Raw genomic sequence first — 21214 nt, forward strand, 5'->3', positions numbered from 1 at the left:
TCCTACCGCGTCGCCCCCTCGACAGGAGCGGCTCCACGACCGGTTCGCCGCCGGCTACGTCGTCGTGGTCGCCGCCGAGCCCGGGTGACGGGGTCCGGGTCGGAGCACCAGCATGAGCAGGTCCGACCCCCCGGTGACGAAGAGCCGCGACCCTCCGGCGTCGAAGGTGCAGTTGCTGACGACGTGCGGGGCGGGCACCAGGCCCAGGGTGGCCCCGCGCTCGTCGAGCACCTGGACACCCACCTCAGAGCTGGACCACAGCCAGCCACGGCGGTCCACGGTGAAGCCGTCGGGGATGCCCCTCTCGACCTCCGCGAAGGGTCGGCGGCCCGACAGCGTCCGCCCGTCCCAGTCGAACGCGACGATCTCGGCGCTCCCCCCGGGCGGGGTCTGGGACACGTAGAGGACGCTCTCGTCCGGCGAGAAGGCCAGCCCGTTCGGCCCGTCCAGGTCGGCCATCCGCGTCAGGGCGCCGTCGGCGTAGCGGTAGACGCTCTCGTGGTCGATCTCCGCCGGCTCCATGAACCCTTCCTCGGGCTGGGTGAGGCCGAAGACCGGGTCGGTGAACCAGACGGCGCCGTCGGAGGCGACGACGACGTCGTTCGGCGAGTTGAGCCGTCCGCCGGCGGTGCGGTCGGCCAGCACCACCGTGCTGCCGCCCGTCGTCCGGCTGATCCCGCGCCGGCCGTGCTCGCAGTGGACGAGCGCACCGTCGAGGGTGACCGCGTTGCCGTTGCCGTAGGGCGTGGCGTCGAGCAGCACGTCGACCGCGCCGTCCTCACGCCGGCCCAGCACCTGCCGACCACGCACGTCGGAGAAGACGAGGGTGCGCTCGCGCTCCCACCACGTCGGGCCCTCGGACCAGATGGCATGGGAGTACAGGCGGACCATCCGAGACGTCGGGTCCAGGGCGTCGGCCAGGCGCTCGTCGTCGACCCGGACCGCCGGGAGGTCGAGCACCTCGGGGCCGCACGGCTGCTGCAGCCGGACGGGCCCGCCGGCGAGGTGCGGGAAGAGGGGGCCGGGTCGTCCGGTCATCTCAGAACGGGTGACGCGTCGACGCCGCCGGCGACTGCGCGAACTGCACGATCATCTGGAAGCACGGCTCGTCACCGACGCACCCGGACAGGTGCCCCTGCCGACCGTCGCGCTCGGTGGTGCCCTGGTCCTGGCCGAGGTGGATGTCCCCGGGGCCCATCTCGACCCGCACGCCGTCCTGGGTCTCGATGAACCAGCGGCCCCTCACCGGCACCACCCACTGCGGCGCCGGGCTCTCGTGCCAGGCCCCCACCCACCCCACGGGCAGGACGGCGAAGGCGACGGCCGACACCTGGCCCGGGAAGGGCCGCAGCCACTGCGGCGCCGCGGGCCCGCCGACGCTCTTGCGGCCGAAACCGGCCATCAGCGAGTCGGCGATGTGGCTGACACCGTCCAGGTCGGTCCACATGTGCAGGAAGGGCATGCGCGGCGGGCTGTCGGGGTCGGTGCCGTCGCCCTCGAGGGGGTACTGGGTGGGGGTCTGCGGCGACTGCGCCATGGGGTCCTCCTTCACGAGACCTCGGCCGGACGGGTTCCGGCGGGTGTCGACGTCGAGGCTCACTCGACCACACCGCGACAGCGCCCCGCGTGTCGAGACCGACGTGGCCCGGCGTCGCCCTGGCCTGCCGCCGCGGCGGCGTCCTGGCCGCCGTCCCGGCCCGGCTCTCGCTGCGCTGCGGGAGGGCAAGCCCTAGCGTCAGCCCCCGTGACCGTCGTCGGCTTCCACGCCTCCCACGAGCAGATCCCCCCCGAGCCGCCTGCTGCGCGACGTCGTCCGCGCGCAGGAGGTCGGCTTCAGCGCGGCGATGTGCTCGGACCACCTCACCCCGTGGAGCAGCGACCAGGGCCAGTCGGGCATGGCGTGGACCTGGCTCGGCGCGGCGCTGGCCAGCACCGACCTGAGCTTCGGCGTCGTCCACGCCCCGGGGCAGCGCTACCACCCAGCGGTCAGCGCGCAGATGGTCGCGACCCTGGGAGAGATGTTCCCGCAGCGCTTCTGGGCCGCGCTGGGCACCGGCCAGCTGATGAACGAGCACGTCACCGGTGAGCGCTGGCCGGAGAAGGCCGACCGGGACGCGCGCCTGGCCGAGTCGGTCGACGTCATGCGCCGTCTGCTCGCCGGCGAGGAGGTCACCCACCACGGACGGGTCGTCGTCGACCGCGCGAAGGTCTGGAGCCGCCCGCCGGTCGAGGCCGCGCCGCCGCTGCTCGCCGCGGCCATCACCCCGCGCACGGCGGCGTGGGCCGGGACCTGGGCGGACGGGCTCATCACCGTCAACTCCTCGGTGGAGGAGCTGCGCGCCGTGCTCGGTGCCTACCGGGACGCCGGCGGTCGCGGGCCGGCGTGCCTGCAGGTCCACGTCAGCTGGGCCCCGACGCGCGAGGAGGCCCTCGCGACGGCGCACCACCAGTGGCGCACCAACGTCTTCGGCTCGCACGTGCTCGCGGACGTCGCGACCGTCGAGCAGTTCGACGACATCGGCCGGCAGGTGACGCCACCCGGGGTGGACGGGCCCGTCGTCGTCGAGAGCGACCTGGGCCGGATGGTCGAGCGCCTCGTCGAGATGCGCGACGTCGGCTTCGACCGCCTCTACCTGCACCACGTCGGGCAGGACCAGGAGGCGTGGCTGGACGCGGCCGGCACCTCGGTGCTGCCCCAGCTCGACGTCACGGCGCCCGAGCCGCTCGTCGGCACGACGGGCGCGGGCACGACCGCGACGGCGCTCGCGGAGCGCACCCGATGATGCTCACCGCGACCGCCGACGAGTGGTGGCGCACCGGCGTCGGGTACTGCCTGGACCTGGAGCGCTTCGCCGACGGCGACGGCGACGGGCACGGCGACCTGCTCGGGATGGGCCAGCACCTGGACCACCTCACCCGCCTCGGGGTGACCTTCGTGTGGCTGCAGCCCTTCTACCCCTCCCCCGAGGGCGACGACGGGTACGACATCAGCGACTACTACGCCGTCGACCCCGAGGTGGGTGACCTGGGGCTCTTCACCGAGGTGGTGCGGGCGCTGCGCGAGCGCGGCATCCGCGTGCTCGTGGACCTCGTCGTCAACCACACCTCGGTCGAGCACCCGTGGTTCCAGGACGCGCGCTCCTCCCGCGACTCCGCGCACCGCGACTGGTACGTCTGGCGCGACGAGCCCGACCCGGCCGACGACGACGCCGAGCTCTTCTTCCCCGACGCCGAGGACTCGGTGTGGACCTACGACGAGGCGGCCGGGCAGTTCTTCCGGCACCGCTTCTACAGCCACCAGCCGGACCTCAACACCTCCGAGCCGCAGGTGCGCGACGAGATCCGCCGGATCATGGGGTTCTGGCTGGCCCTGGGCGTCAGCGGGTTCCGGGTCGACGCCGTCCCGTACTTCCTGGAGACGGCCACGCGCGAGGGCGATGCCGACGACGACGGGGCCGACGGGCGGCCCCGGCCTGAGCGCGAGGCGCTGTCGGAGTCCTACGCGATGCTCGACCTCATGCGCACGTTCCTGTCCCGGCGCAGCGCCGAGGCGGTGATGCTCGGCGAGGTCAACACCCCCTACGAGGAGCAGACGTCGTTCTTCGGCGGGCCGAACGCCCGCATGACGATGAACTTCGACTTCGTCCTCAACCAGCGGATGCACCTGGCGCTGGCCCGCCGGGACGCCGGGCCGGTGCTGGCGACGCTGCGCGAGCGCCCCGAGCTGCCGGACAGCAAGGCCTTCGGCGTCTTCGTGCGCAACCACGACGAGCTGACGCTCGACCAGCTGGCCGAGGACGAGCTGGCCGAGGTGCTCGCCGCCTTCGGCCCGGACGAGGACCAGCAGATCTTCGGGCGCGGCCTGCGGCTGCGGGCGCCGTCGATGCTCGGGCACGACCGCGAGCGCCTGGAGATGGTCTACGCGTTGGCCTTCGCCGTCCCCGGCACGCCGGTCCTCTACTACGGCGAGGAGCTGGCGCAGGACGAGGACCTCTCGCTGCCGGGGCGGCTCGCCGTCCGCACGCGCGTCCGGTGGGGCACCGAGCCGGACGGGCGCGGGGTCGAGGACCAGGAGCGCGACCCCGGCTCCCCGCTGCACTTCTTCCGGACGCTGGTGGCGCGCTACCGCGACCGCCCCGAGCTCGGCCGCGGGGAGGTCCGCCTCCTCGACGTCGGCTCCTCGGCCGTCGTCGCCCTCGAGAGCCGCTGGGGCGGGCGGCGGACGACGACGCTGCACAACCTGGGCGAGGAGCCGGTCGAGGTGCACGTGCCGGCCGACGGCGTCGCCGAGGGCGACCACCTGCTCGACCTCTTCGCCCGCGAGGAGGTCGAGGCCGACGCCGGCGGCGGCCTCACCGTCCAGCTCGGCCGCTACGGCTACCGGTGGTACGCGCACGTGCACTGAACCGGGGCGAGTCGTCACCCACTCGACGCCCCGGCGGCACCCCAGCGGCAAGTCGTCGTCTCGCCCTCTCCCGCGCCTCTCAGGGGCGAGTCGTCGCCGACGTGCCGTTGCTCACGGCGCGTCGCTGCCCCGCTCGCGCTCCTGCTCGACGAGCTCCTCGAGGTCCTTGAGCCGGTGCCGCCCGTCGAGCGGGCGCTTCATCCGGAAGTTGCCCTCGAGGCGCTTGGCGTTGCGGTCCAGGAACCACCAGTACCCGGCGGTGAAGGGGCAGGCGTCCTCGCCGACGCGCACGTTGGGCTTGTAGCGGCACCCGCCGCAGTGGTCGCTCATCCGGTTGATGTAGGCGCCGCCGGAGGCGTACGGCTTGGTGGCCATGAGGCCGCCGTCGGCGTGCTGGCTCATCCCGACGACGTTCGCGGCCATCACCCAGTCGTAGCCGTCGACGAAGCTGCGGCCGAACCACGCCGTCAGCTCGGCCGGGTCCCACCCGCGCTGCAGCGCGTAGTTGCCGAGCACCATGAGCCGCGGGATGTGGTGGACCCACCCCCGGTCGCGCACCCCGCGCAGCGCGTGCGAGAGGCACCGCGCCTCGACGGCGTCGGCGTCCAGGTCCCAGAACCACTGCGGCAGAGGCTCGTGCGCGGCCAGCTCGTTGCGCTGGAGGTAGTCGGCGCCCGCGTACCAGTAGACGTGCCAGATGTAGTCGCGCCACCCGACGAGCTGGCGCACGTACCCCTCGACGCTCGCGAGCGGCGCGTCGCCGGAGCGGTAGGCGCTCTCGGCGCGCTCGACGCACTCCAGCGGGTCGAGCAGCCCGAGGTTCATCGGCGCCGAGAGCATCGAGTGCGCCATCCACTCGTCGCCCTCGAGGATGGCGTCCTCGTGGGGGCCGAACTCGGGCAGCCGGTGGCGGGCGAAGTCGTCGAGCGCCGCGAGGGCCTCCTGCCGGGTGACGGCGAAGGCCCGTGGCCCGTCGCGGCCGACGAAGGAGACGTCGCCGTCGGCCTCCCAGCGGTCGAGGTCGGCGCGGACCTCCTCGTCGATCTCGTCCTCGGTCGGCAGCCACGGGTGGGCGAGGCCGAGGTCGTCGGCGCCCTTGGGCGGGGGCTCGCGGTTCTCGTGGTCGAGGTTCCACTGCCCGCCGGCGGGCTCGCCGCCGTCCATGAGGACGTCGTGGGCGCGGCGGGCGCGGCGGTAGAAGTCCTCCATCCGCAGCTGCTTGCTGCCGTCCGCCCAGCGCGTGAAGTCCTCACGGCTCGTCGCGTACCCGCGCGGGGGCAGCACCTCGACGGCGGGCAGGTCGCCCGACCCGTCGAGCCCGCGGACGAAGGCCTCGGCCTGGCGTGAGGTCGGTGAGCAGACAGAGAGCGGCAGCGCCTTCTTCGGCACCTTCGCGAGGGCCTCGCCGTAGGTCTCGACCCGGTGGTAGCTGCACCGCTCTCCCAGCTCGGCCGCGCGGTGCCGCATCGCCGACAGGATCAGGTGGGCCTTCTGCCGGTGGTAGCGACGCCGCGCGAAGACCCGGCGGGACTCGACCAGCAGCACCGACTGCTCACCGTCGTCGCCGGGCTTCTCCGGGCTGCCGAGGAAGTGCGGACCCAGCTGGTCGCCGAAGAGCCAGCGGGTGGGGCCGGAGGGAGCGGTCGCCATGGGGTGATGCTCGGCCAGGGGTCGTCCGTGCGCTCGGCGGGGGCGGTACGGGCCCGCGTGGCGGCGTCGGCGCGTGGCGGCGTCGGCACGGCCGTCTGGGGACGCGGCGCCGTGTGATCCGGCCCCGATAGCCCGGCTGGGCGTCCCCGGTCGGGCGACGACGGCGCGTGGGGGGCCCGGACGGCACTTCGCCGGATCCGCACCGCCATCCGCCCCCGCGACCAGACCTGCACCTTCCCCCGCTGCACCAGGCCCGCCTAGTGGGGCCACCTCCGCGGCCTGCCCCCAGGTGGCGGAGACGCCGTCCTGGAGGTCGAATCGTCGAGTTCCGGACGAGGAGCCCCGGGCCCGGCGCCGCCATCGCCGACCCGGCCGAGGACACCCAGCCCACCCCGTCCGCGCGAACCCCACGAGCACAAGGAGCACCACCATGCGAGCAGCACTCATGTACGGCGCGGGCGACGTGCGCGTCGAGGACGTCCCCGACGCCCGCCTGGAGAACGCGACCGACGCCGTCGTGCGCGTCGTCCGCGCCTGCGTGTGCGGGTCGGACCTGCACCCGTACCACTCGAAGCCCGACAGCGAGCAGGGCACCGCCATGGGTCACGAGTTCGTCGGCGTCGTGGAGGAGACCGGCTCGGACGTCAGCACCGTCCGCAAGGGCGACTTCGTCGTCTCCCCGTTCGTCTTCTCCGACGGCACCTGCGACTTCTGCCGCGACGGCCTGCAGACCTCCTGCGAGCACGGCGGCATCTACGGCGTCGGCATGCCCGGTGTGGGCGGCGCCCAGGCCGAGGCCATCCGGGTGCCGTGGGCCGACGGCACCCTCGTCGCGGTCGACGTCGCCGAGGACAGCCCCGTGCTGCCGTCGCTGCTGGCCTGCTCGGACGTCTTCCTCACCGGCCACCACGCGGCTGTGATGGGCGGGGTGGGCCCGGGCAGCACCGTCACCGTCATCGGCGACGGCGCGGTCGGTCTCTCGGCGGTCCTGGCCTCCCGCCGCCTCGGGGCGGAGACGGTGATCCTCATGGGCCGTCACACCGCCCGCACCGACCTGGGGCGGGAGTGGGGAGCCACCGACGTCATCCCCGAGCGCGGGGACGAGGGCGTCGCCAAGGTGAAGGAGCTCACGAAGGGTCAGGGCTCGCCCGTCGTGCTGGAGGCCGTGGGGCTGCGTCCCGCCTACGACATGGCCGTCGGCGCCGTCCGCCCCGGCGGCGTCATCAGCCGCGTGGGCGTCCCGCAGTACGACGAGGCACCCATCGGCGGGACGTCGCTCTTCAGCCGCAACGTCCGCCTCGCCGGGGGCGTGGCGCCGGTGCGCGCCTACCTCGAGGACGTGCTGCCCGACGTCGTCGCCGGCCGCCTGGAGCCGGGTGCGGTCTTCGACCGCACCGTCTCCCTGGAGGAGACGCCCTCCGCCTACGCGGCGATGGACCAGCGCGAGGCCCTCAAGGTCGCCGTCCGCCCCTGAGCGACGCCCCCGTCCGGCGCCTGGGCGGCCTCGTCGGCGACGTCGACGAGGCCGCCCAGGTGTCCCGTCCCGGACCACGGACGTGGCGGTGCCGCCCGGGCTCAGCAGGTCGGCAGAAGGGCCCGTCCTGGTCCTCGGTGGCGACGGCGCAGGCCTGCGCGGACGCCTCTGGCGCAACACCCTTCACGGCCAGGGCGCCCCGGAGGGCGTCCCTTTCCAGCGCGCCCACGCCGGGCCGGCGCGAGCCCGAGCGTCCGGCGGGGCCCGCCGACCTGGCTGACGCGGAGCCCACCAGCCGGCGCTCAGGGCACCAAGGCCCGGGAGACCGCCTGCCGCAGCCCCGCCCGCCGTCGGGCGTGGTCGGTGTCGGGGTCCCCGCTCGTGGCCACGAAGGTCCCGCTCACGGGGGACCACGTGCCGGCCAGGGCGATGACGAGGGCGTAGACGTCCTCGGGCGCGAGGTCGGCGACGACGCGGCCCGCCTCCTGCGCGCGCAGGATGCTGGCGTGCTTGGGGTCCGTCCAGACCTCGGTGCCCTGACGCAGCAGCGGGCCAGAGCGCACCCGCTCGAGCCGGTGCCAGCTCGCGAGGCGGATGAGGCCGGGCGCGGTGAGGTAGCTGTCGTAGAGGCGGACCGCGTACCCCGGCAGGTCCTCGGCCGTGAAGGGGACGACGTCGACGATCCGGTGCAGCTGGTCGTCGAAGACGGCGTCGAAGAGCCCGTCCTTGGAGCCGAACCAGCCGTACATCTGCGCCTTGTTGACGCCGGAGGCCGCGGCGATGCGGTCCACGCGCGCCCCCGCCAGGCCGTGCTCGGCGAACTCCTCGGTCGCGGCGTCGAGCAGCCGACGCCGGCTCGCCTCCCCGTCCCTGCTCACCACACCACCCTAGACATCCCTGGCGGGTGACTAACTAGTTGGTTACTGTGGTGGCGTGACGCGGATCAGCAGCCCCTTCACCGCCACCTCCACCGCCCTCGACGTCGTCGAGGGCGTCGACCTCACCGGCCGTCGCGCCGTCGTCACCGGGGCCTCCTCCGGCATCGGCGTCGAGACGGCCCGCGCGCTGGTGCACGCCGGCGCCGACGTCACGCTCGCCGTCCGCAGCACCGGTGCGGGTGAGCGCACCGCGGCCGACATCCGGGGCACGAGCGGTCGCGACGACGCCGTCCACGTGGCGGCCCTCGACCTGGCCGACCTCGCCTCCGTCGACGCCTTCGTCGCGGCGTGGGAGGGCCCGCTGCACGTCCTCGTCAACAACGCGGGGGTGATGGACACCCCGGAGGGCCGGACGGCGCAGGGCTTCGAGACCCAGATGGGCACCAACCACCTCGGGCACTTCGCACTCGCCACCGGTCTGCACGACGCCCTCGCGGCGGCCGGTGACGCCCGGGTGGTCGTCGTCTCCTCCAGCGGGCACGCCGCCTCGCCCGTCGTCCTCGACGACCTCTTCTTCGAGCGCCGCCCGTACGACCCGAACCTGGCCTACGGCCAGTCGAAGACGGCGAACGCCCTCTTCGCCGTGGAGGCGAGCCGGCGCTGGGCCGACGACGGCATCACCGCCAACGCCCTCATGCCGGGCGGCATCTGGACGCCGCTGCAGCGGCACTGGAGCGAGGAGCAGCGGGCCGCCGCGCTGGAGCAGTCGCGCCAGGCCGAGGAGTCGGGCGCGTTCACCATGAAGTCGACCGAGCAGGGCGCGGCGACGTCGGTGTTCCTCGCCACCTCCCCGCTCGTGGCCGGCGTCGGCGGCCGGTACTTCGAGGACTGCCAGGAGGCCGAGGTCGTCGAGGAGCTGCAGGGCATCCACGGCGTGCTGCCGCACGCGCTGGACGCGGACGACGCCCGGGCGCTGTGGGACGTCAGCGAGGAGCTCGTCGCGGGCGCCCGCCGCTGACGCCTCAGCGGACAGGCGGCTGAGCGCCCCCGCAGCGCTGCTGGACGGACGACGGACGCCGGCTCAGGCCGCGAGGAGCGCAGCCCCGCCGGCGGCGGCGACCGCCTCGGGCACGAGCGCGACGACCTCCTCGACCTGCTCGGACGTCGTGCCCGCGCCGAGGGTCAGCCGCACCGCGGTGCGGGCGGCGTCCTCGCCGAAGCCGCAGGCGAGCAGGACGTGCGAGGCGTCGTCGCTGTCGGCCGCGCACGCCGAGCCCGAGGAGCACACGACGCCACGCTCCTCCAGCTCGGCGAGCACCGTCTCGCCGCCGAGGCCGGGGAAGACGAAGGACGCGTGACCGGGTAGGCGCGCCGGTGAGCCGTCGGCCAGGACGGCGTCGACCGGCGGGCCGGTCAGCACCGCTCCCGGCACCGTCTGCAGCACACCGGCGACCAGCCGGTCCCGCAGCGCGGCCAGCCGCGGTCCGCCGGTCGCGCGACCCTCCTCGGCCAGCCGCAGCGCCGTCGCCGTCCCGACCGCGCCCGCGACGTCGACCGTCCCCGAGCGCCGTCCGCGCTGCTGCCCCCCGCCGTGGATGCGCGGCACCAGCGGCACCGCCCCCCTGACGACCAGCACGCCGGCGCCGCGGGGCCCGCCGAGCTTGTGCGCCGAGACCGACAGCAGGTCGGCGCCGAGGACGTCCAGCCGCACGTCGAGCTGGCCGGGCGCCTGCACCGCGTCGACGTGCAGCGGGACGCCGACGGCACGGCAGCGCGCGGCGACCTCCCGCACGGGCTGCACCGTGCCGACCTCGTTGTTGGCGAGCATCACCGAGCAGATCGTCGTCTGCGGGGTGAGCGCCGCCTCCAGCGCGGCGAGGTCCAGCACGCCGTCGCCGTCGACCCCGATCTCGTCGACCCGGAAGGGCTCGCCCAGGGCGCCTCTCCCGAGAGCCCGCGCCGCCTCGAGGACCGCGGGGTGCTCGACGGCCGTCGTCACGACGTGCCGCCCGCGCGGGGCCGCGGCGGCCACGCCGAGCAGCGCGAGGTCGTCGGCCTCCGTCCCGCCGCTCGTGAGCACCACCTCGCCCGGGCGGCAGCCGAGGACGCCGGCGATCTCGGCGAGCGCGGCGTCCAGCCCCGCGCGGGCCGCCCGCCCGGGCTCGTGGGCGCTGGAGGGGTTGGCGAAGACCTGCGTCAGGTAGGGCCACTGCGCCTCGAGGGCCGCCCGCGACGGCGGTGAGGTCGCCGCGTGGTCGAGGTAGATCACGGACGCTCCACGACGACGTCGAGCCCCAGGTCCAGGCACGGCGCCGCCTGCGTCAGCGCCCCGACCGAGACGAGGTCCACGCCCGTGCGCGCGACCGCCCCGACCGTCTCCCGCCGCACGCCCCCGCTGGCCTCGACGAGCGCCCGCCCGGCGACCTGAGCGACGCCGCGGCGCAGCTGCTCGGGCGTCATGTTGTCGAGCAGGACCACGTCCACGCCGGCCGCGAGGACGGCGTCGAGCTGATCCAGCCGGTCGACCTCGACCGTCACGGTCGTGGTGTGCGGCAACGAGTCCCGCAGCCGGCGCAGCCCGGCGGTGACGACGGCGTCGTCCCAGCCGTCGGCCGTCAGGACGGCGAGGTGGTTGTCCTTGACCATCACGGCGTCCGAGAGCGTCGTGCGGTGGTTGTGCCCGCCGCCGCAGCGCACGGCCGCCCGCTCCAGGGCCCGCAGGCCGGGCGTCGTCTTGCGGGTGTCGACGACGCGCGCGCCCGTGCCCTCCACCTCGGCGGCGAAGGCGGCCGTCAACGTCGCCACCCCCGACAGCCGCTGCACGAGGTTGAGCGCGACCCGTTCGGCGCGCAGCACCGCCCGCGCGCTGCCCTCGACCTCGGCGAGCACCTGCCCGGCGGTGAAGTGCTCGCCGTCCGCGACGAGTCGTCGGACCGTCGGCGTCGGCGCCCCGACCGGGTCGGCGAGCGCGGAGGCCTGCCGCACCGCGGCGTCGAGGACGCCCAGCTCGGCGAGGACCCCCGGCTCACGGGCCGTGAGCCGCGCGGTCGCCCGTGCGTCCGGGCCGAGCAGCGCCTCGGTCGTCGCGTCCCCCCACGGGGCGTCCTCGGCCAGCGCCGCCGCGACGACGGCCTCGACCGCGGCGACCGGCAGCGCGCCGACGTCGCCCGCGCGCAGGCCGCCGCGCCGCACGCCCGTCGGCGGCGCGGGGGCGTCGACCACCGGCGCGCTCACGACGCCCTCCGCAGCACCACGGGGTGGTCCGCGCCGCGCGGGGTGCACCCGGCCGCGTCGGAGCGGAAGTGCGCACCGAGGCTCTCCGGCCGCCGCGCCGCCGACGCGACCAGCAGGCGCGCGCAGACGGCGAGGGAGCGGTCCTCCAGCTCGGCGTGGGTGGCCGGCGGGCCAGCGGCGAGCGGCGACCCGTCGAGGGCCTTCGCGGCCAGCTCCAGCCCGTGCGCGTCGCGCAGCAGCCCGGCGTGCTCGTCGACGAGCTGCTGCACCTGCGCCCTCGGCACGTCCGGGACGCCGGAGAAGGTCAGCTCCTCGACCAGGCCCGGGGCCGGCGCGGGCGCGGCCTCGCCACCGGCGAGGACGCCCGCGACGTCGGCCGCAGCGCGGTCGCCGAAGACGAGCCCCTCCAGCAGCGAGTTCGACGCCAGCCGGTTCGCGCCGTGCACCCCGGTGCGCGCGACCTCGCCGACGGCCCACAGCCCCGGCAGGCTCGTCCGTCCGCGGACGTCGGTCGCGACCCCGCCCATCCAGTAGTGCGCGGCCGGCCGCACCGGCACCGGCTCGCGGGTCCAGTCGACGCCGGCCGCCGCGAGCATCCGGTGGATGCTCGGGAAGCGCTGCGGCAGCGCGGCTCCGAGCGCGGTCGCGTCGAGCAGCACGGGCCGGCCCTCCTGGCGGGCGACGACGGCCGCGACGGCGCGGGCGACGACGTCGCGCGGCGCCAGCTCCCCGCGGGGGTCGTGCAGGGGCGAGGCCGGGTCGGCGAGGAAGCGCCGGCCCTCCTCGTCGCGCAGCACGGCACCCTCGCCGCGCACGGCCTCCGAGACGAGGAAGGGCGCAGCCGTCGCGGCGACCGTGGGGTGCAGCTGCAGCTGCTCGAGGTCGGCGACGACGGCGCCGGCGAGCCACGCCGCGGCGAGGCCGTCACCGGTCACCTCGGGCGGGTTGGTCGAGCACGAGGACAGCTGCCCCGCACCGCCGGTCGCCAGCACGACGGCCCGGGCAGCCACCGGCTGCACGCCCTCGCCGTCGCCCAGCAGCTCGGCGCCGACCACGCGGCCGTCCTCGACGACGAGGCCGGCGAGCGCCGTGCGGTCGCGGACGGCGATGCCCGCGGCCCCGACCGCCGTGACGAGGGCGGCGCTCATGGCCGCGCCCGTCGCGTCCCCCCCGGCGTGCAGGACGCGGGGGCGCGAGTGCGCCGCCTCCAGGCCGCGGCGCCAGAGCGCCGGGTCGACCGGGGCGGCCGCCTCGGCGCCGTCGAGCCGCAGCCCCCGCTCGGCGAGCTCGACGACCCGCACCGGCCCCTCCGTGCACAGCACCCGCACGGCGTCCTCGTCGCACGCGCCCGCACCGGCGGCGAGGGTGTCGGCGACGTGCAGGGCGACGTCGTCGTCCGCGCCGGTCACCGCGGCCACGCCGCCCTGGGCCCAGGCCGTGCTGCCGCCGCCGGAGGCGCCGTCCCACGCCGTCTTGGTGACGAGGACGACGTCGGCCACGCCGCGGGCCCGCAGGCCGAGCGCCGTCGTCATCCCGGCGACGCCCGTCCCGACGACGAGCACCGGTGCGCCCGAGGCGGTCGCGGGGTCAGTGGTCGCGGGATCAGTGGTCGCGTGGTCGGCGGCCGTCATGACGGCTGCACCTCGAGCATGCGCCGCAGCGCCACCCGGGCGGACTGCGCGACGCCCTCGTCGACGCTCACCTGGTTGAGCACCTCGCCGTCCACGAGCGCCTCCAGCACCCACGCGAGGTACCCGGGGTGGATGCGGTACATCGTCGAGCAGGGGCAGATGACGGGGTCGAGGCAGGCGACCGTGCGGTCGGGGTACTGGGCCGCGAGCCGCTTGACCATGTTGATCTCGGTGCCGATGGCGAAGCTCGACCCGGGCGCGGCCTCCCGGACGACGCGCTCGATGTACTGCGTCGAGCCCGCCTCGTCGGCGGCGTCGACGACCTCCTTCGGGCACTCGGGGTGCACGACGACGCGCACGTCCGGGTCGGCCGCGCGGGCGGCCTCCACCTGCGCCGTCGTGAAGCGCTGGTGCACCGAGCACCACCCGCGCCACAGGAGCACCTGGGCGTCGTGCAGCGTCTGGGAGTCGTTGCCACCCAGCGGCTGGCGCGGGTCCCACACCGGCATCCGCTCGGTCGGCACGCCCATCGCCGAGCCGGTGTTGCGGCCCAGGTGCTGGTCGGGGAAGAAGAGCACCCGCTGGCCCCGCTCGAAGGCCCACTCCAGCACCGCGGCGGCGTTGGAGGAGGTGCAGACGATGCCGCCGTGGTCGCCGCAGAAGGCCTTGAGCGCCGCCGAGGAGTTCATGTACGTCACCGGCACGACCGGCACGCGGCCCTCGGCGTCGGGCTCGGTGCCGTAGACCGCCTCCAACTGCTCCCAGCAGGCGGTGACGCTGTCGAGGTCGGCCATGTCGGCCATCGAGCAGCCCGCGGCGAGGTTGGGCAGGACGACGCTCTGCTCGGGCGAGGTCAGCAGGTCGGCCGTCTCGGCCATGAAGTGCACGCCGCAGAAGACGACGTGGTCGGCCGACGTCGTGCTGGCCTGCCGCGCGAGCTGGTAGCTGTCGCCGACGAAGTCGGCGAACTGCACGACCTCGTCGCGCTGGTAGTAGTGCCCGAGGACGACCAGCCGGTCCCCCAGCGCCTCCTTGGCCGCCGCGATCCGCGCCTCCAGCTCGGCCACCGGCGCGCTGCGGTACTCCTGCGGGATGCGGCGCTGCACCGGCGTGCTCGGCGGCGCGACGTCGTGGTTCGAGCTGCCCGGCCCGTAGACGGGCTCGGGCTCGGGCAGGCCCGGGACGGCGTCCATCGCCCAGGGCCCCTCGGCGAGCGCGGGGTCGCACAGGCTCTCGCCCGCGGCGCCCAGGCGGGCGGTGGACTCGTCGGACGTGCGCGGGAGGGGGCGGAGCTGCAGCGGCGTGGTGGTCATCGGTCCTCCTCGACGCGGTGTCGGCCGCGTCTCGTGGTGCTGGCTGGTGCTCGTCGTGCGTGCTGGCAGTGCTGCGCGGGGCCTGCGCCGGCTGCCGGGGGCGGGCGGCGGTGGTCTAGGCGGCCGGCCCCTCCGTCGTCTCGAACGGGCCCGCGGCGCCCTCGGGGACGACGGCGCGGTAGAGCCGCGGCGGTCGGTGCCGTCCGCCGGTCAGGTGCTCGTCGGTCGCCTCGACCGCCCCGGAGGCGACGACGCGGCGGCGGAAGTTGGCCGGGTCGAGCTCGCGCCCGAGCACGGCCTCGTGCACCTCGCGCAGCTGGCCGAGGGTGAAGCACTCCCCCAGCAGGTGCACCGCCACCTGCGCGTAGCCGACCTTGGCGCGCAGCCGGAACAGCGCGTACGCGACGACGTCGTCGTGGTCGAACGCCAGGCCGCACGCCTTGTCGACGGGGACCCAGCGCACGTTGTGCACCTCGGCCACGCGCGCGGCCTCGGGGCTGCGGACCAGCGCCGAGTAGATGACGGAGACGACGCGCCCCGTGGGCGAGCGGTCGGCGCGGCCGAAGGTGTACAGCTGCTCGACGTAGCTGGGGCGCAGGCCCGTCGTCTCCGCGAGGGTGCGCCGGGCGGCCAGGGAGAGGTCCTCGCCCTCGCCGATCCAGCCGCCGGGCAGGGCCCAGGCGCCGTCGAAGGGGTCGCGGGTGCGCCGCACCAGCGGCAGGTGCAGCCGCAGGGCGCCGTCGTGCTCGAGCAGGGTGAAGATCACCGTCGACACGGCGACGGAGACCGCGACCGGTCCACCCTGCACCACGGCGCCCCCTTGTGGTCGACGCGACCCTTACTGACGCGACGAGCCTACGTCACTTCTGGTCGACGCGACAACTACGGGTGCGTCGGTCTGGGCGTCCCCTCCCAGGGCAGGAGGACGCGGAAGGCGGTGCGGCCGGGACGGGACTCGACGTCGACGACCCCGCCGTGCGCCTCGACGACGGCGTGGGCGATGGCGAGCCCGAGGCCCGTGCTGCCGGCGGCGCGCGAGCGGGAGGTGTCGGCGCGGGCGAAGCGCTCGAAGACCGTCGGCAGCACGCCCGGGTCGATGCCCGGGCCGTCGTCCTCGACCACCACCTCGGCGCCGGCGGGGGTGGCCCGCAGCCGCGTCGTCACCGTCGTGCCGGGCGGGGTGTGGGTGCGCGCGTTGGCGAGCAGCCCCGCCAGCACCTGGTGCAGCCGGGCCGCGTCGCCGGGCACCACGAGCGGCTCCTCGCCGTCCTGGCCGTCGGGGGCGCGCTCCCCGACCGCCTCCTCGCGCCCGTCGTCGTCGCCCCCGGGCAGGTCGAGCACCCAGCGGTGGTCGGGCGAGGTGACCTGCGCGTCGCTGACCGCCTCGACGACGAGCAGCGGCAGCTCGACCTCCTCGCGGTCGAGCGGGCGGCCGGCGTCCAGGCGGGCGAGCAGCAGCAGGTCCTCGACGAGCCCGGTCATCCGCAGCGCCTGGGACTGCACGCGCTCCACGGCGTGGGCCACCTCCTCGGGGACCTCCGCGCGGCGGCGCCCGGCCAGCTCGGCGTACCCGCGGATCGAGGCGAGCGGCGTGCGCAGCTCGTGGCTGGCGTCGGCGACGAACTGCCGCACCTGCGTCTCGCTGCGGTGCCGGGCCGCGAGCGCCGCCCCCACGTGCAGCAGCAGGCGGTCGAGGGCGGCCCCGACCTGGCCGACCTCGGTCCGGGCGTCGGTGTCACGCACAGGGACGCGGACGGACAGGTCGACCTCGCCGCGGTCGAGCGGCAGCCGGGACACGCGCGTCGCCGTCGCCGCGACCCTGCGCAGGGGACGCAGCCCCCGGTCGAGCACGACCCGGCTGGCGACCACCGCGACGACGAAGCCCATGGCGGCCAGCAGCACCACCGCGACGGCGAGCTGGCGCACGACGCCGGTCGTCTCGGAGAGCGGCTGGCCGACGAGGACCTGGTCCCCGCCGGCCGAGGTCGCGACCACGCGGTAGTCGCCGCGGCCGGGGACGTCGACGGTCACGGGCCCCCCGCCGGGCGCCGCCCCGACGTCCGCGAGCGCGGAGGCCTCCGCGGCCGACCAGGCGTCGACGTCGGGGAAGCCCTGCGAGCTCTCGTCCAGCGTCGCGGCCGTGACGGCGCCGTCCTGCACGCGCGCGCCCAGCGACCCGACGGGCAGGCCGAACAGCAGGAAGTTGAGCCCCTCGCGCGCGCCAGGGCCGCGGGGACCACCCGGGCCGGCCCCCGAGGACGTGCCGGAGGACGCGGGGCCCGACGGGTCGACGTCGCCGTCGTCGTCGCCCCCGGGCCCGGCTCCCGGGCCGCCGCCCGTCGCGTCGAGGGCGCGGGCGATCTGCGCGGCGTCCTGCTGCACCTGCTGGTCGACCTGCCCGACGAGGACGCGGTCGACCACGAGCAGGGTCACCGCCCCGGTGACGAGCAGGACGACGACGAGGACGGCGCTCAGCCCCAGGAGCAGCTGGCCACGCAGGGTCCGGGCGCGGCCGCGCGTCGTCGTCGCCGGGACGCCGCCGTCGGCCCGGCCGGGGCGGCCGCGGGTGAGGAGGCGGCCCCCGCGGGCCCTCTCGCTGATCACGCGGGGCCGGCGTCCACCGCCGCGGGCTTGAGCACGTACCCGGCGCCACGCATGGTGTGGATCATCGGGGCGCGGCCGGCGTCGATCTTGCGGCGCAGGTAGGAGATGTAGAGCTCGACGACGTTCGCCTGGCCGCCGAAGTCGTAGTTCCACACCCGGTCGAGGATCTGCGCCTTCGACAGCACCCGCCGGGGGTTGCGCATGAGGTAGCGCAGCAGCTCGAACTCGGTGGCCGTCAGGCGGATCTCCTGCCCGGCACGGGTGACCTCGTGGCTGTCCTCGTCGAGCGTGAGGTCGCCCACGACGAGGACGCTGTCGGGCTCGGCGCCCACCGCCGCGGTCCGCCGGAGCAGCCCCCGAACGCGCGCGACGACCTCCTCGAGGCTGAAGGGCTTGGTGACGTAGTCGTCCCCGCCGGCCGTCAGCCCCGCCACGCGGTCCTCGACGGCGTCCTTGGCGGTGAGGAAGAGGACGGGCACGTCGGCGCCGTCGGCGCGCATCCGGCGGAGCACCTCCAGCCCGTCGATGTCGGGGAGCATGACGTCGAGCACGACGGCGTCCGGGCGCCACGAGCGGGCGGCGCGGACGGCGCCGAGCCCGTCGCCCTCGGTCTGCACCGCCCAGCCCTCGTACTTGAGCGCCATGGAGAGCAGGTCGCAGAGGTTGCGCTCGTCGTCGACGACGAGGACGCGCAGGGGGCTGCCGTCCCGGCGCTGCAGGGTCCCGCGGGCTGTCGCTGTGGCCATGGGTGAACTGTGGACCCTCCGGCTCTCCGCTGTCCGTGCAGGTCCTGTGCGCTCGCTGTGCGGGCGCCGCCGGGACCGGGCGGCGGCCGGGGGACGCCGGGCGTCGGGCTGGCAGGCTGTGCGGACCGGGCGCCGACGGCGTCCGCGCCCTGAGGGAGGTCACGATGCCCACCGTCGTCGTCGCCGTCGTCGGCGGCGTGCTCGCCCTCACGGGCGTCGCCCTGCTCGTGCTGCCGGGCCCCGGAATGATCCTCGTCGCGGCCGGCCTCGCGGTGCTGTCCAGCCGCTTCGCGTGGGCCAAGCGGCCGCTCGGCTTCGCCCGTAACCGCGCCGAGGCGGGCATGCGCCAGGTCGCGCGACGCCGCGCCTCGGCGCTGTGGGCGCTCGGCTGCGCCGCCGCGCTGCTGCTCGTCGCCGCGCTCGGGCTCGCCGGCGTGCAGGCCCCCGGCCTCACCCGTCTCACCGCCGTCCTCATGGCCGGCAGCGGGCTCTTCCTCGTCGGCTCCGTGGTCTACGCCCGGCACGCGGGCAACCGCGCGCCGGTCTGAGCACGGGGACCGGCATCGACCGGGGAAGCCCAGAAGAGCCCGCCGCGAGATTATGAGATAGAGCATTACCTCATCACGAGCGGAGGAGGTGTGATGCCGTCGGGGGGTTCCGCACCTACCACCGGCCGCGCCCAGGATGGGGAGGTGCCCAAGCCCGAGACGACCCCGACCACGTCGACCCCACCCCCCACCCCTGCCCCGAGGCACGAGCAGGCGCTGCGCAGCAGCCGGCGCGTCGTCGCCGTCTCCGCGGTGCTCGTCGGTCTCGTCACCGCCTCCGTCCTCGCGGGCCTGGTCGTGCTGTGGCCGACGCAGGGCGCGGGTGTGCCGGCGGCGGGCGAGCCGGCGGCGGCCGAGCTCGTCAGTGGCACCGTCACCGCCGTCGAGCCGTTCGACTGCGACGCGCAGGCCTTCGACGAGGACGGCAACCCCATCCCCGTCGGTCCGTGCGGCGACGTGTCCGTGCGGCTGGCCGGCGGGGTCGTCGTCGGCGTGCAGGTCAGCCCCACCGTCTACGAGACGGGCATCGGCGCGGGCGACGGCGTCCAGCTGCTCGAGGGGCCCGGGGAGGGCGGCGTGCCTTCCTACGTCTTCGTCGACTACGAGCGTGGCGTCCCGCTGGCGCTGCTCGGCGTCGTCCTGGTGCTGCTGGTCGTCGCCGTCGCCCGGTGGCGCGGGGTCGCCGCCGTGCTCGGCGCGCTCATCAGCCTCCTCGTGCTCCTGCGCTTCGTCGTCCCCGCGCTGCTGGCCGGCGAGGACGCCCTCGCCGTGGCGGTCGTCGGGTCGGCCGCCGTCGCGGTCGTCGTCCTGTACCTCGCGCATGGGATCTCGGTCCGCACGACGTCGGCCCTGCTGGGGACCCTCGTGGGCCTCGTGCTCACCGCGGGCATCGGCGTCTGGGCGACCGGCGGCGCGCGGCTGACCGGGACGGCCTTCGAGGACGACGTCTCGCTGTCCGTGCTCGCGCCGGAGATCTCGCTGTCGGGGGTCGTCCTGGCCAGCCTCGTCATCGCCGGCCTGGGCGTGCTCAACGACGTGACGGTGACGCAGTCCAGCCTCGTGTGGGAGCTGCGCGAGACGAGCCCCGAGGCCGGGCGGGGCCGGCTGTTCGCCTCGGCCATGCGGGTCGGCCGCGACCACGTGGCCTCCAGCATGTACACGCTGATCTTCGCCTACGCCGGCTCGGCGCTGACGCTGCTGCTGCTCGTCAGCGTCTACGGCCGTCCGCTGCTGGAGGTGGCCACGACCGACGAGGTCGGCACCGAGGTCGTGCGGACCCTCGTCGGCGCCATCGGCCTCGTCCTGGCCATCCCGGTCACGACGGGCGTCGCCGTCCTCATGGCGCCGGCGCCCGAGCGGGACGTCGCGGCGTAGCCCCCGAGGTGGCTGCGTGCGCCAGCATCGAGCCATGGCGGACCTGCAGCGCTTCCTCGACGCCCAGGACGGCGGGACCTACGAGCAGGCCCTCGCCGAGCTGCGGGCCGGCCGCAAGCGCGGGCACTGGATCTGGTTCGTCCTGCCACAGCTCGGCCTCGGCTCCTCGCCCACGGCGCAGCACTACGCGATCTCCGGGCTGGACGAGGCTCAGGCCTACCTCGCCCACCCGCTCCTCGGGCCGCGCCTGCGGGCCTGCGCCGCAGCCCTCGCCGCCCTGCCCGGCACCGACCCCGTCGCGGTCGTCGGCCCGGTCGACGCCCTCAAGGTCCGCTCGTCGACGACCCTCTTCGCCCGTGCCGCCGACGCCTCCGGGGAGGACGCCGGCGTCTTCCGCGCCGTCCTGGCGCAGTACTACGACGGCGAGGAGGACCCGGCGACGACGTCACTGCTCGGCTGAGCGCCGCCCGTCGGAGCGCCGGAGGCGTGTGGGTCGACGACGCCGTCGGACGCGTCCTCGACCCGCACGCCGCCGGCGGACGCCCCCTGGGGGACGGCTCACGCGCGCGGACGTGGGATGCGAGCCCCTCGCCGCCTCAGCTCGACCCGGCGGACGGCCGCCTCGACGGAGCGCTCCTCCGCCGCCTCCGTCGCCCGCTCGTCCGCCAGCCGCACGGCCCACCTCGTCGCGTACCACTCCTCTCGGACGACGAAGCCGAGCGTGACCACGAGCCCGACGACGAGGGCGAAGGGGATCGGCCAGGTGAGCCACTGCCAGTAGGTGACGAGCGGGTCCGGGAACACGTACTCGTCGCCGACGCCCGTCCGCACCACGGTGACCTCGTCGCCGGGCTGCTCCTCCGTCCCCGGGCACGTCACGGACCGGAAGACGTCGGGGTAGCCCGGACGCGTCGTCAGCGACTCGTACGTGACGACCTCGGCCCACCCGTCCTCGAAGGACCGCCCGCAGGAGACCCGCTCCGTGCCGGAGATCTCGACCGACACCACGACCGTCGTCTCGACCGGCTCTCCCCGGTACCCGTAGAAGTCGAGGCCGGAGGCGCCGACCAGGAAGACGTAGAGAGCAGCCGCGACCAACGCCCCCCGGCACCACGGCGTGTCCGAGAGGTCGCCCAGACGCCAGCCGAGCAGCTCGGACCCGCTCGGTGGACCGGCGTGCCGGGGGCGGCCCGCCCGCCGCTCCTCCCGTCTCGCCCGCCGGTTGTCGCGGCGACGCTCGCGGTGGTCCTCCCAGCGTCCTCGGGAGCCAGCCCTCGTCATGACGGGCCTCCCAGGTGGACGACGTGGACGGCTCGACAGTGGCATGAGAGAGGGCTGCCGTCGGCCACTGTCGAGT

General features: G+C 75.6%; 19 protein-coding genes. 7 read left to right on the forward strand and 12 right to left on the reverse strand.

The window, feature by feature from the left end:
* Positions 1-54: 54 nt before the first annotated feature.
* Positions 55-1038, reverse strand: coding sequence for an SMP-30/gluconolactonase/LRE family protein (locus WDV86_RS02245; RefSeq protein ID WP_339565965.1), 984 nt, complete (start codon positions 1036-1038; stop codon positions 55-57).
* 1 nt (position 1039) lies between these two features.
* Positions 1040-1537 carry a hypothetical protein gene (locus WDV86_RS02250; RefSeq protein WP_339565966.1) on the reverse strand — a complete coding sequence of 166 codons (498 nt, stop codon included), beginning with the start codon at positions 1535-1537 and terminating at the stop codon, positions 1040-1042.
* A 262-nt stretch (positions 1538-1799) separates the two neighbouring features.
* Here WDV86_RS02250 and WDV86_RS02255 point away from each other — a divergent pair, with 262 nt between their 5' ends.
* Positions 1800-2783: a TIGR03885 family FMN-dependent LLM class oxidoreductase gene (locus tag WDV86_RS02255; RefSeq protein WP_445262910.1), complete on the forward strand. Its 984-nt coding sequence runs from the start codon at positions 1800-1802 to the stop codon at positions 2781-2783.
* Positions 2780-4405, forward strand: a complete 1626-nt coding sequence (locus WDV86_RS02260; protein WP_339565967.1) for an alpha-amylase family glycosyl hydrolase — start codon at positions 2780-2782, stop codon at positions 4403-4405. Before WDV86_RS02255 ends, WDV86_RS02260 begins: the two co-directional genes overlap by 4 nt.
* Before the next feature lie 111 nt (positions 4406-4516).
* Here the strand turns inward: WDV86_RS02260 and WDV86_RS02265 are convergent, their stop codons facing one another.
* Entirely contained in the window at positions 4517-6055 is a 1539-nt protein-coding gene (locus WDV86_RS02265; RefSeq protein ID WP_339565968.1) for a cryptochrome/photolyase family protein, read from the reverse strand.
* A gap of 430 nt (positions 6056-6485) precedes the next feature.
* Here WDV86_RS02265 and WDV86_RS02270 point away from each other — a divergent pair, with 430 nt between their 5' ends.
* Positions 6486-7529: an alcohol dehydrogenase catalytic domain-containing protein gene (locus tag WDV86_RS02270; protein WP_339565969.1), complete on the forward strand. Its 1044-nt coding sequence runs from the start codon at positions 6486-6488 to the stop codon at positions 7527-7529.
* Between the two features lie 302 nt (positions 7530-7831).
* Here WDV86_RS02270 and WDV86_RS02275 read toward each other — a convergent pair whose 3' ends face one another.
* On the reverse strand, positions 7832-8407 hold the full coding sequence (locus WDV86_RS02275; protein WP_339565970.1) for a TetR family transcriptional regulator: 576 nt from the start codon (positions 8405-8407) through the stop codon (positions 7832-7834).
* Between the two features lie 55 nt (positions 8408-8462).
* Here WDV86_RS02275 and WDV86_RS02280 point away from each other — a divergent pair, with 55 nt between their 5' ends.
* A complete protein-coding gene (locus tag WDV86_RS02280) occupies positions 8463-9425 on the forward strand; it encodes an SDR family NAD(P)-dependent oxidoreductase (RefSeq protein WP_339565971.1) in 963 nt (320 codons plus the stop codon).
* A 63-nt stretch (positions 9426-9488) separates the two neighbouring features.
* Here the strand turns inward: WDV86_RS02280 and WDV86_RS02285 are convergent, their stop codons facing one another.
* The 7 genes from WDV86_RS02285 to WDV86_RS02315 form a co-directional block, all read right to left on the reverse strand.
* Positions 9489-10676, reverse strand: coding sequence for a cysteine desulfurase family protein (locus WDV86_RS02285; protein ID WP_339565972.1), 1188 nt, complete (start codon positions 10674-10676; stop codon positions 9489-9491).
* Positions 10673-11584, reverse strand: a complete 912-nt coding sequence (gene nadC, locus WDV86_RS02290) for a carboxylating nicotinate-nucleotide diphosphorylase (protein WP_445262911.1) — start codon at positions 11582-11584, stop codon at positions 10673-10675. Before nadC ends, WDV86_RS02285 begins: the two co-directional genes overlap by 4 nt.
* 53 nt (positions 11585-11637) lie before the next feature.
* Entirely contained in the window at positions 11638-13272 is a 1635-nt protein-coding gene (locus WDV86_RS02295; RefSeq protein ID WP_339565974.1) for an L-aspartate oxidase, read from the reverse strand.
* Positions 13269-14585 (reverse strand): quinolinate synthase NadA, encoded by a 1317-nt coding sequence (gene nadA / locus WDV86_RS02300; RefSeq protein ID WP_339565975.1) that lies wholly within the window; start codon positions 14583-14585, stop codon positions 13269-13271. The genes WDV86_RS02295 and nadA overlap by 4 nt, the downstream gene beginning before the upstream one ends.
* 115 nt (positions 14586-14700) lie before the next feature.
* The gene (locus WDV86_RS02305; RefSeq protein WP_339565976.1) at positions 14701-15396 is read right to left on the reverse strand and encodes an NUDIX hydrolase; all 696 of its coding nucleotides are present in this window, start codon (positions 15394-15396) and stop codon (positions 14701-14703) included.
* Positions 15397-15467: 71 nt separating this feature from the next.
* Positions 15468-17189, reverse strand: coding sequence for a sensor histidine kinase (locus tag WDV86_RS02310; RefSeq protein ID WP_339565977.1), 1722 nt, complete (start codon positions 17187-17189; stop codon positions 15468-15470).
* Positions 17186-17935 carry a response regulator transcription factor gene (locus WDV86_RS02315; protein ID WP_339565978.1) on the reverse strand — a complete coding sequence of 250 codons (750 nt, stop codon included), beginning with the start codon at positions 17933-17935 and terminating at the stop codon, positions 17186-17188. Before WDV86_RS02315 ends, WDV86_RS02310 begins: the two co-directional genes overlap by 4 nt.
* Before the next feature lie 164 nt (positions 17936-18099).
* On the opposite strand from WDV86_RS02315, the gene WDV86_RS02320 reads away from it, so the two are divergent.
* The 3 genes from WDV86_RS02320 (at position 18100) to WDV86_RS02330 (ending at position 20317) form a co-directional block, all read left to right on the forward strand.
* The gene (locus WDV86_RS02320; RefSeq protein ID WP_339565979.1) at positions 18100-18483 is read left to right on the forward strand and encodes a PGPGW domain-containing protein; all 384 of its coding nucleotides are present in this window, start codon (positions 18100-18102) and stop codon (positions 18481-18483) included.
* A 144-nt stretch (positions 18484-18627) separates the two neighbouring features.
* A complete protein-coding gene (locus WDV86_RS02325; RefSeq protein WP_339565980.1) occupies positions 18628-19857 on the forward strand; it encodes a YibE/F family protein in 1230 nt (409 codons plus the stop codon).
* Between the two features lie 34 nt (positions 19858-19891).
* Positions 19892-20317 (forward strand): DUF1810 domain-containing protein, encoded by a 426-nt coding sequence (locus tag WDV86_RS02330; protein ID WP_339565981.1) that lies wholly within the window; start codon positions 19892-19894, stop codon positions 20315-20317.
* Between the two features lie 98 nt (positions 20318-20415).
* Here WDV86_RS02330 and WDV86_RS02335 read toward each other — a convergent pair whose 3' ends face one another.
* Positions 20416-21138 carry a hypothetical protein gene (locus tag WDV86_RS02335; protein WP_339565982.1) on the reverse strand — a complete coding sequence of 241 codons (723 nt, stop codon included), beginning with the start codon at positions 21136-21138 and terminating at the stop codon, positions 20416-20418.
* Between the last annotated feature and the right edge of the window lie 76 nt (positions 21139-21214).

Source organism: Pseudokineococcus sp. 1T1Z-3, assembly GCF_037482365.1.
GTDB lineage: Bacteria > Actinomycetota > Actinomycetes > Actinomycetales > Quadrisphaeraceae > Pseudokineococcus.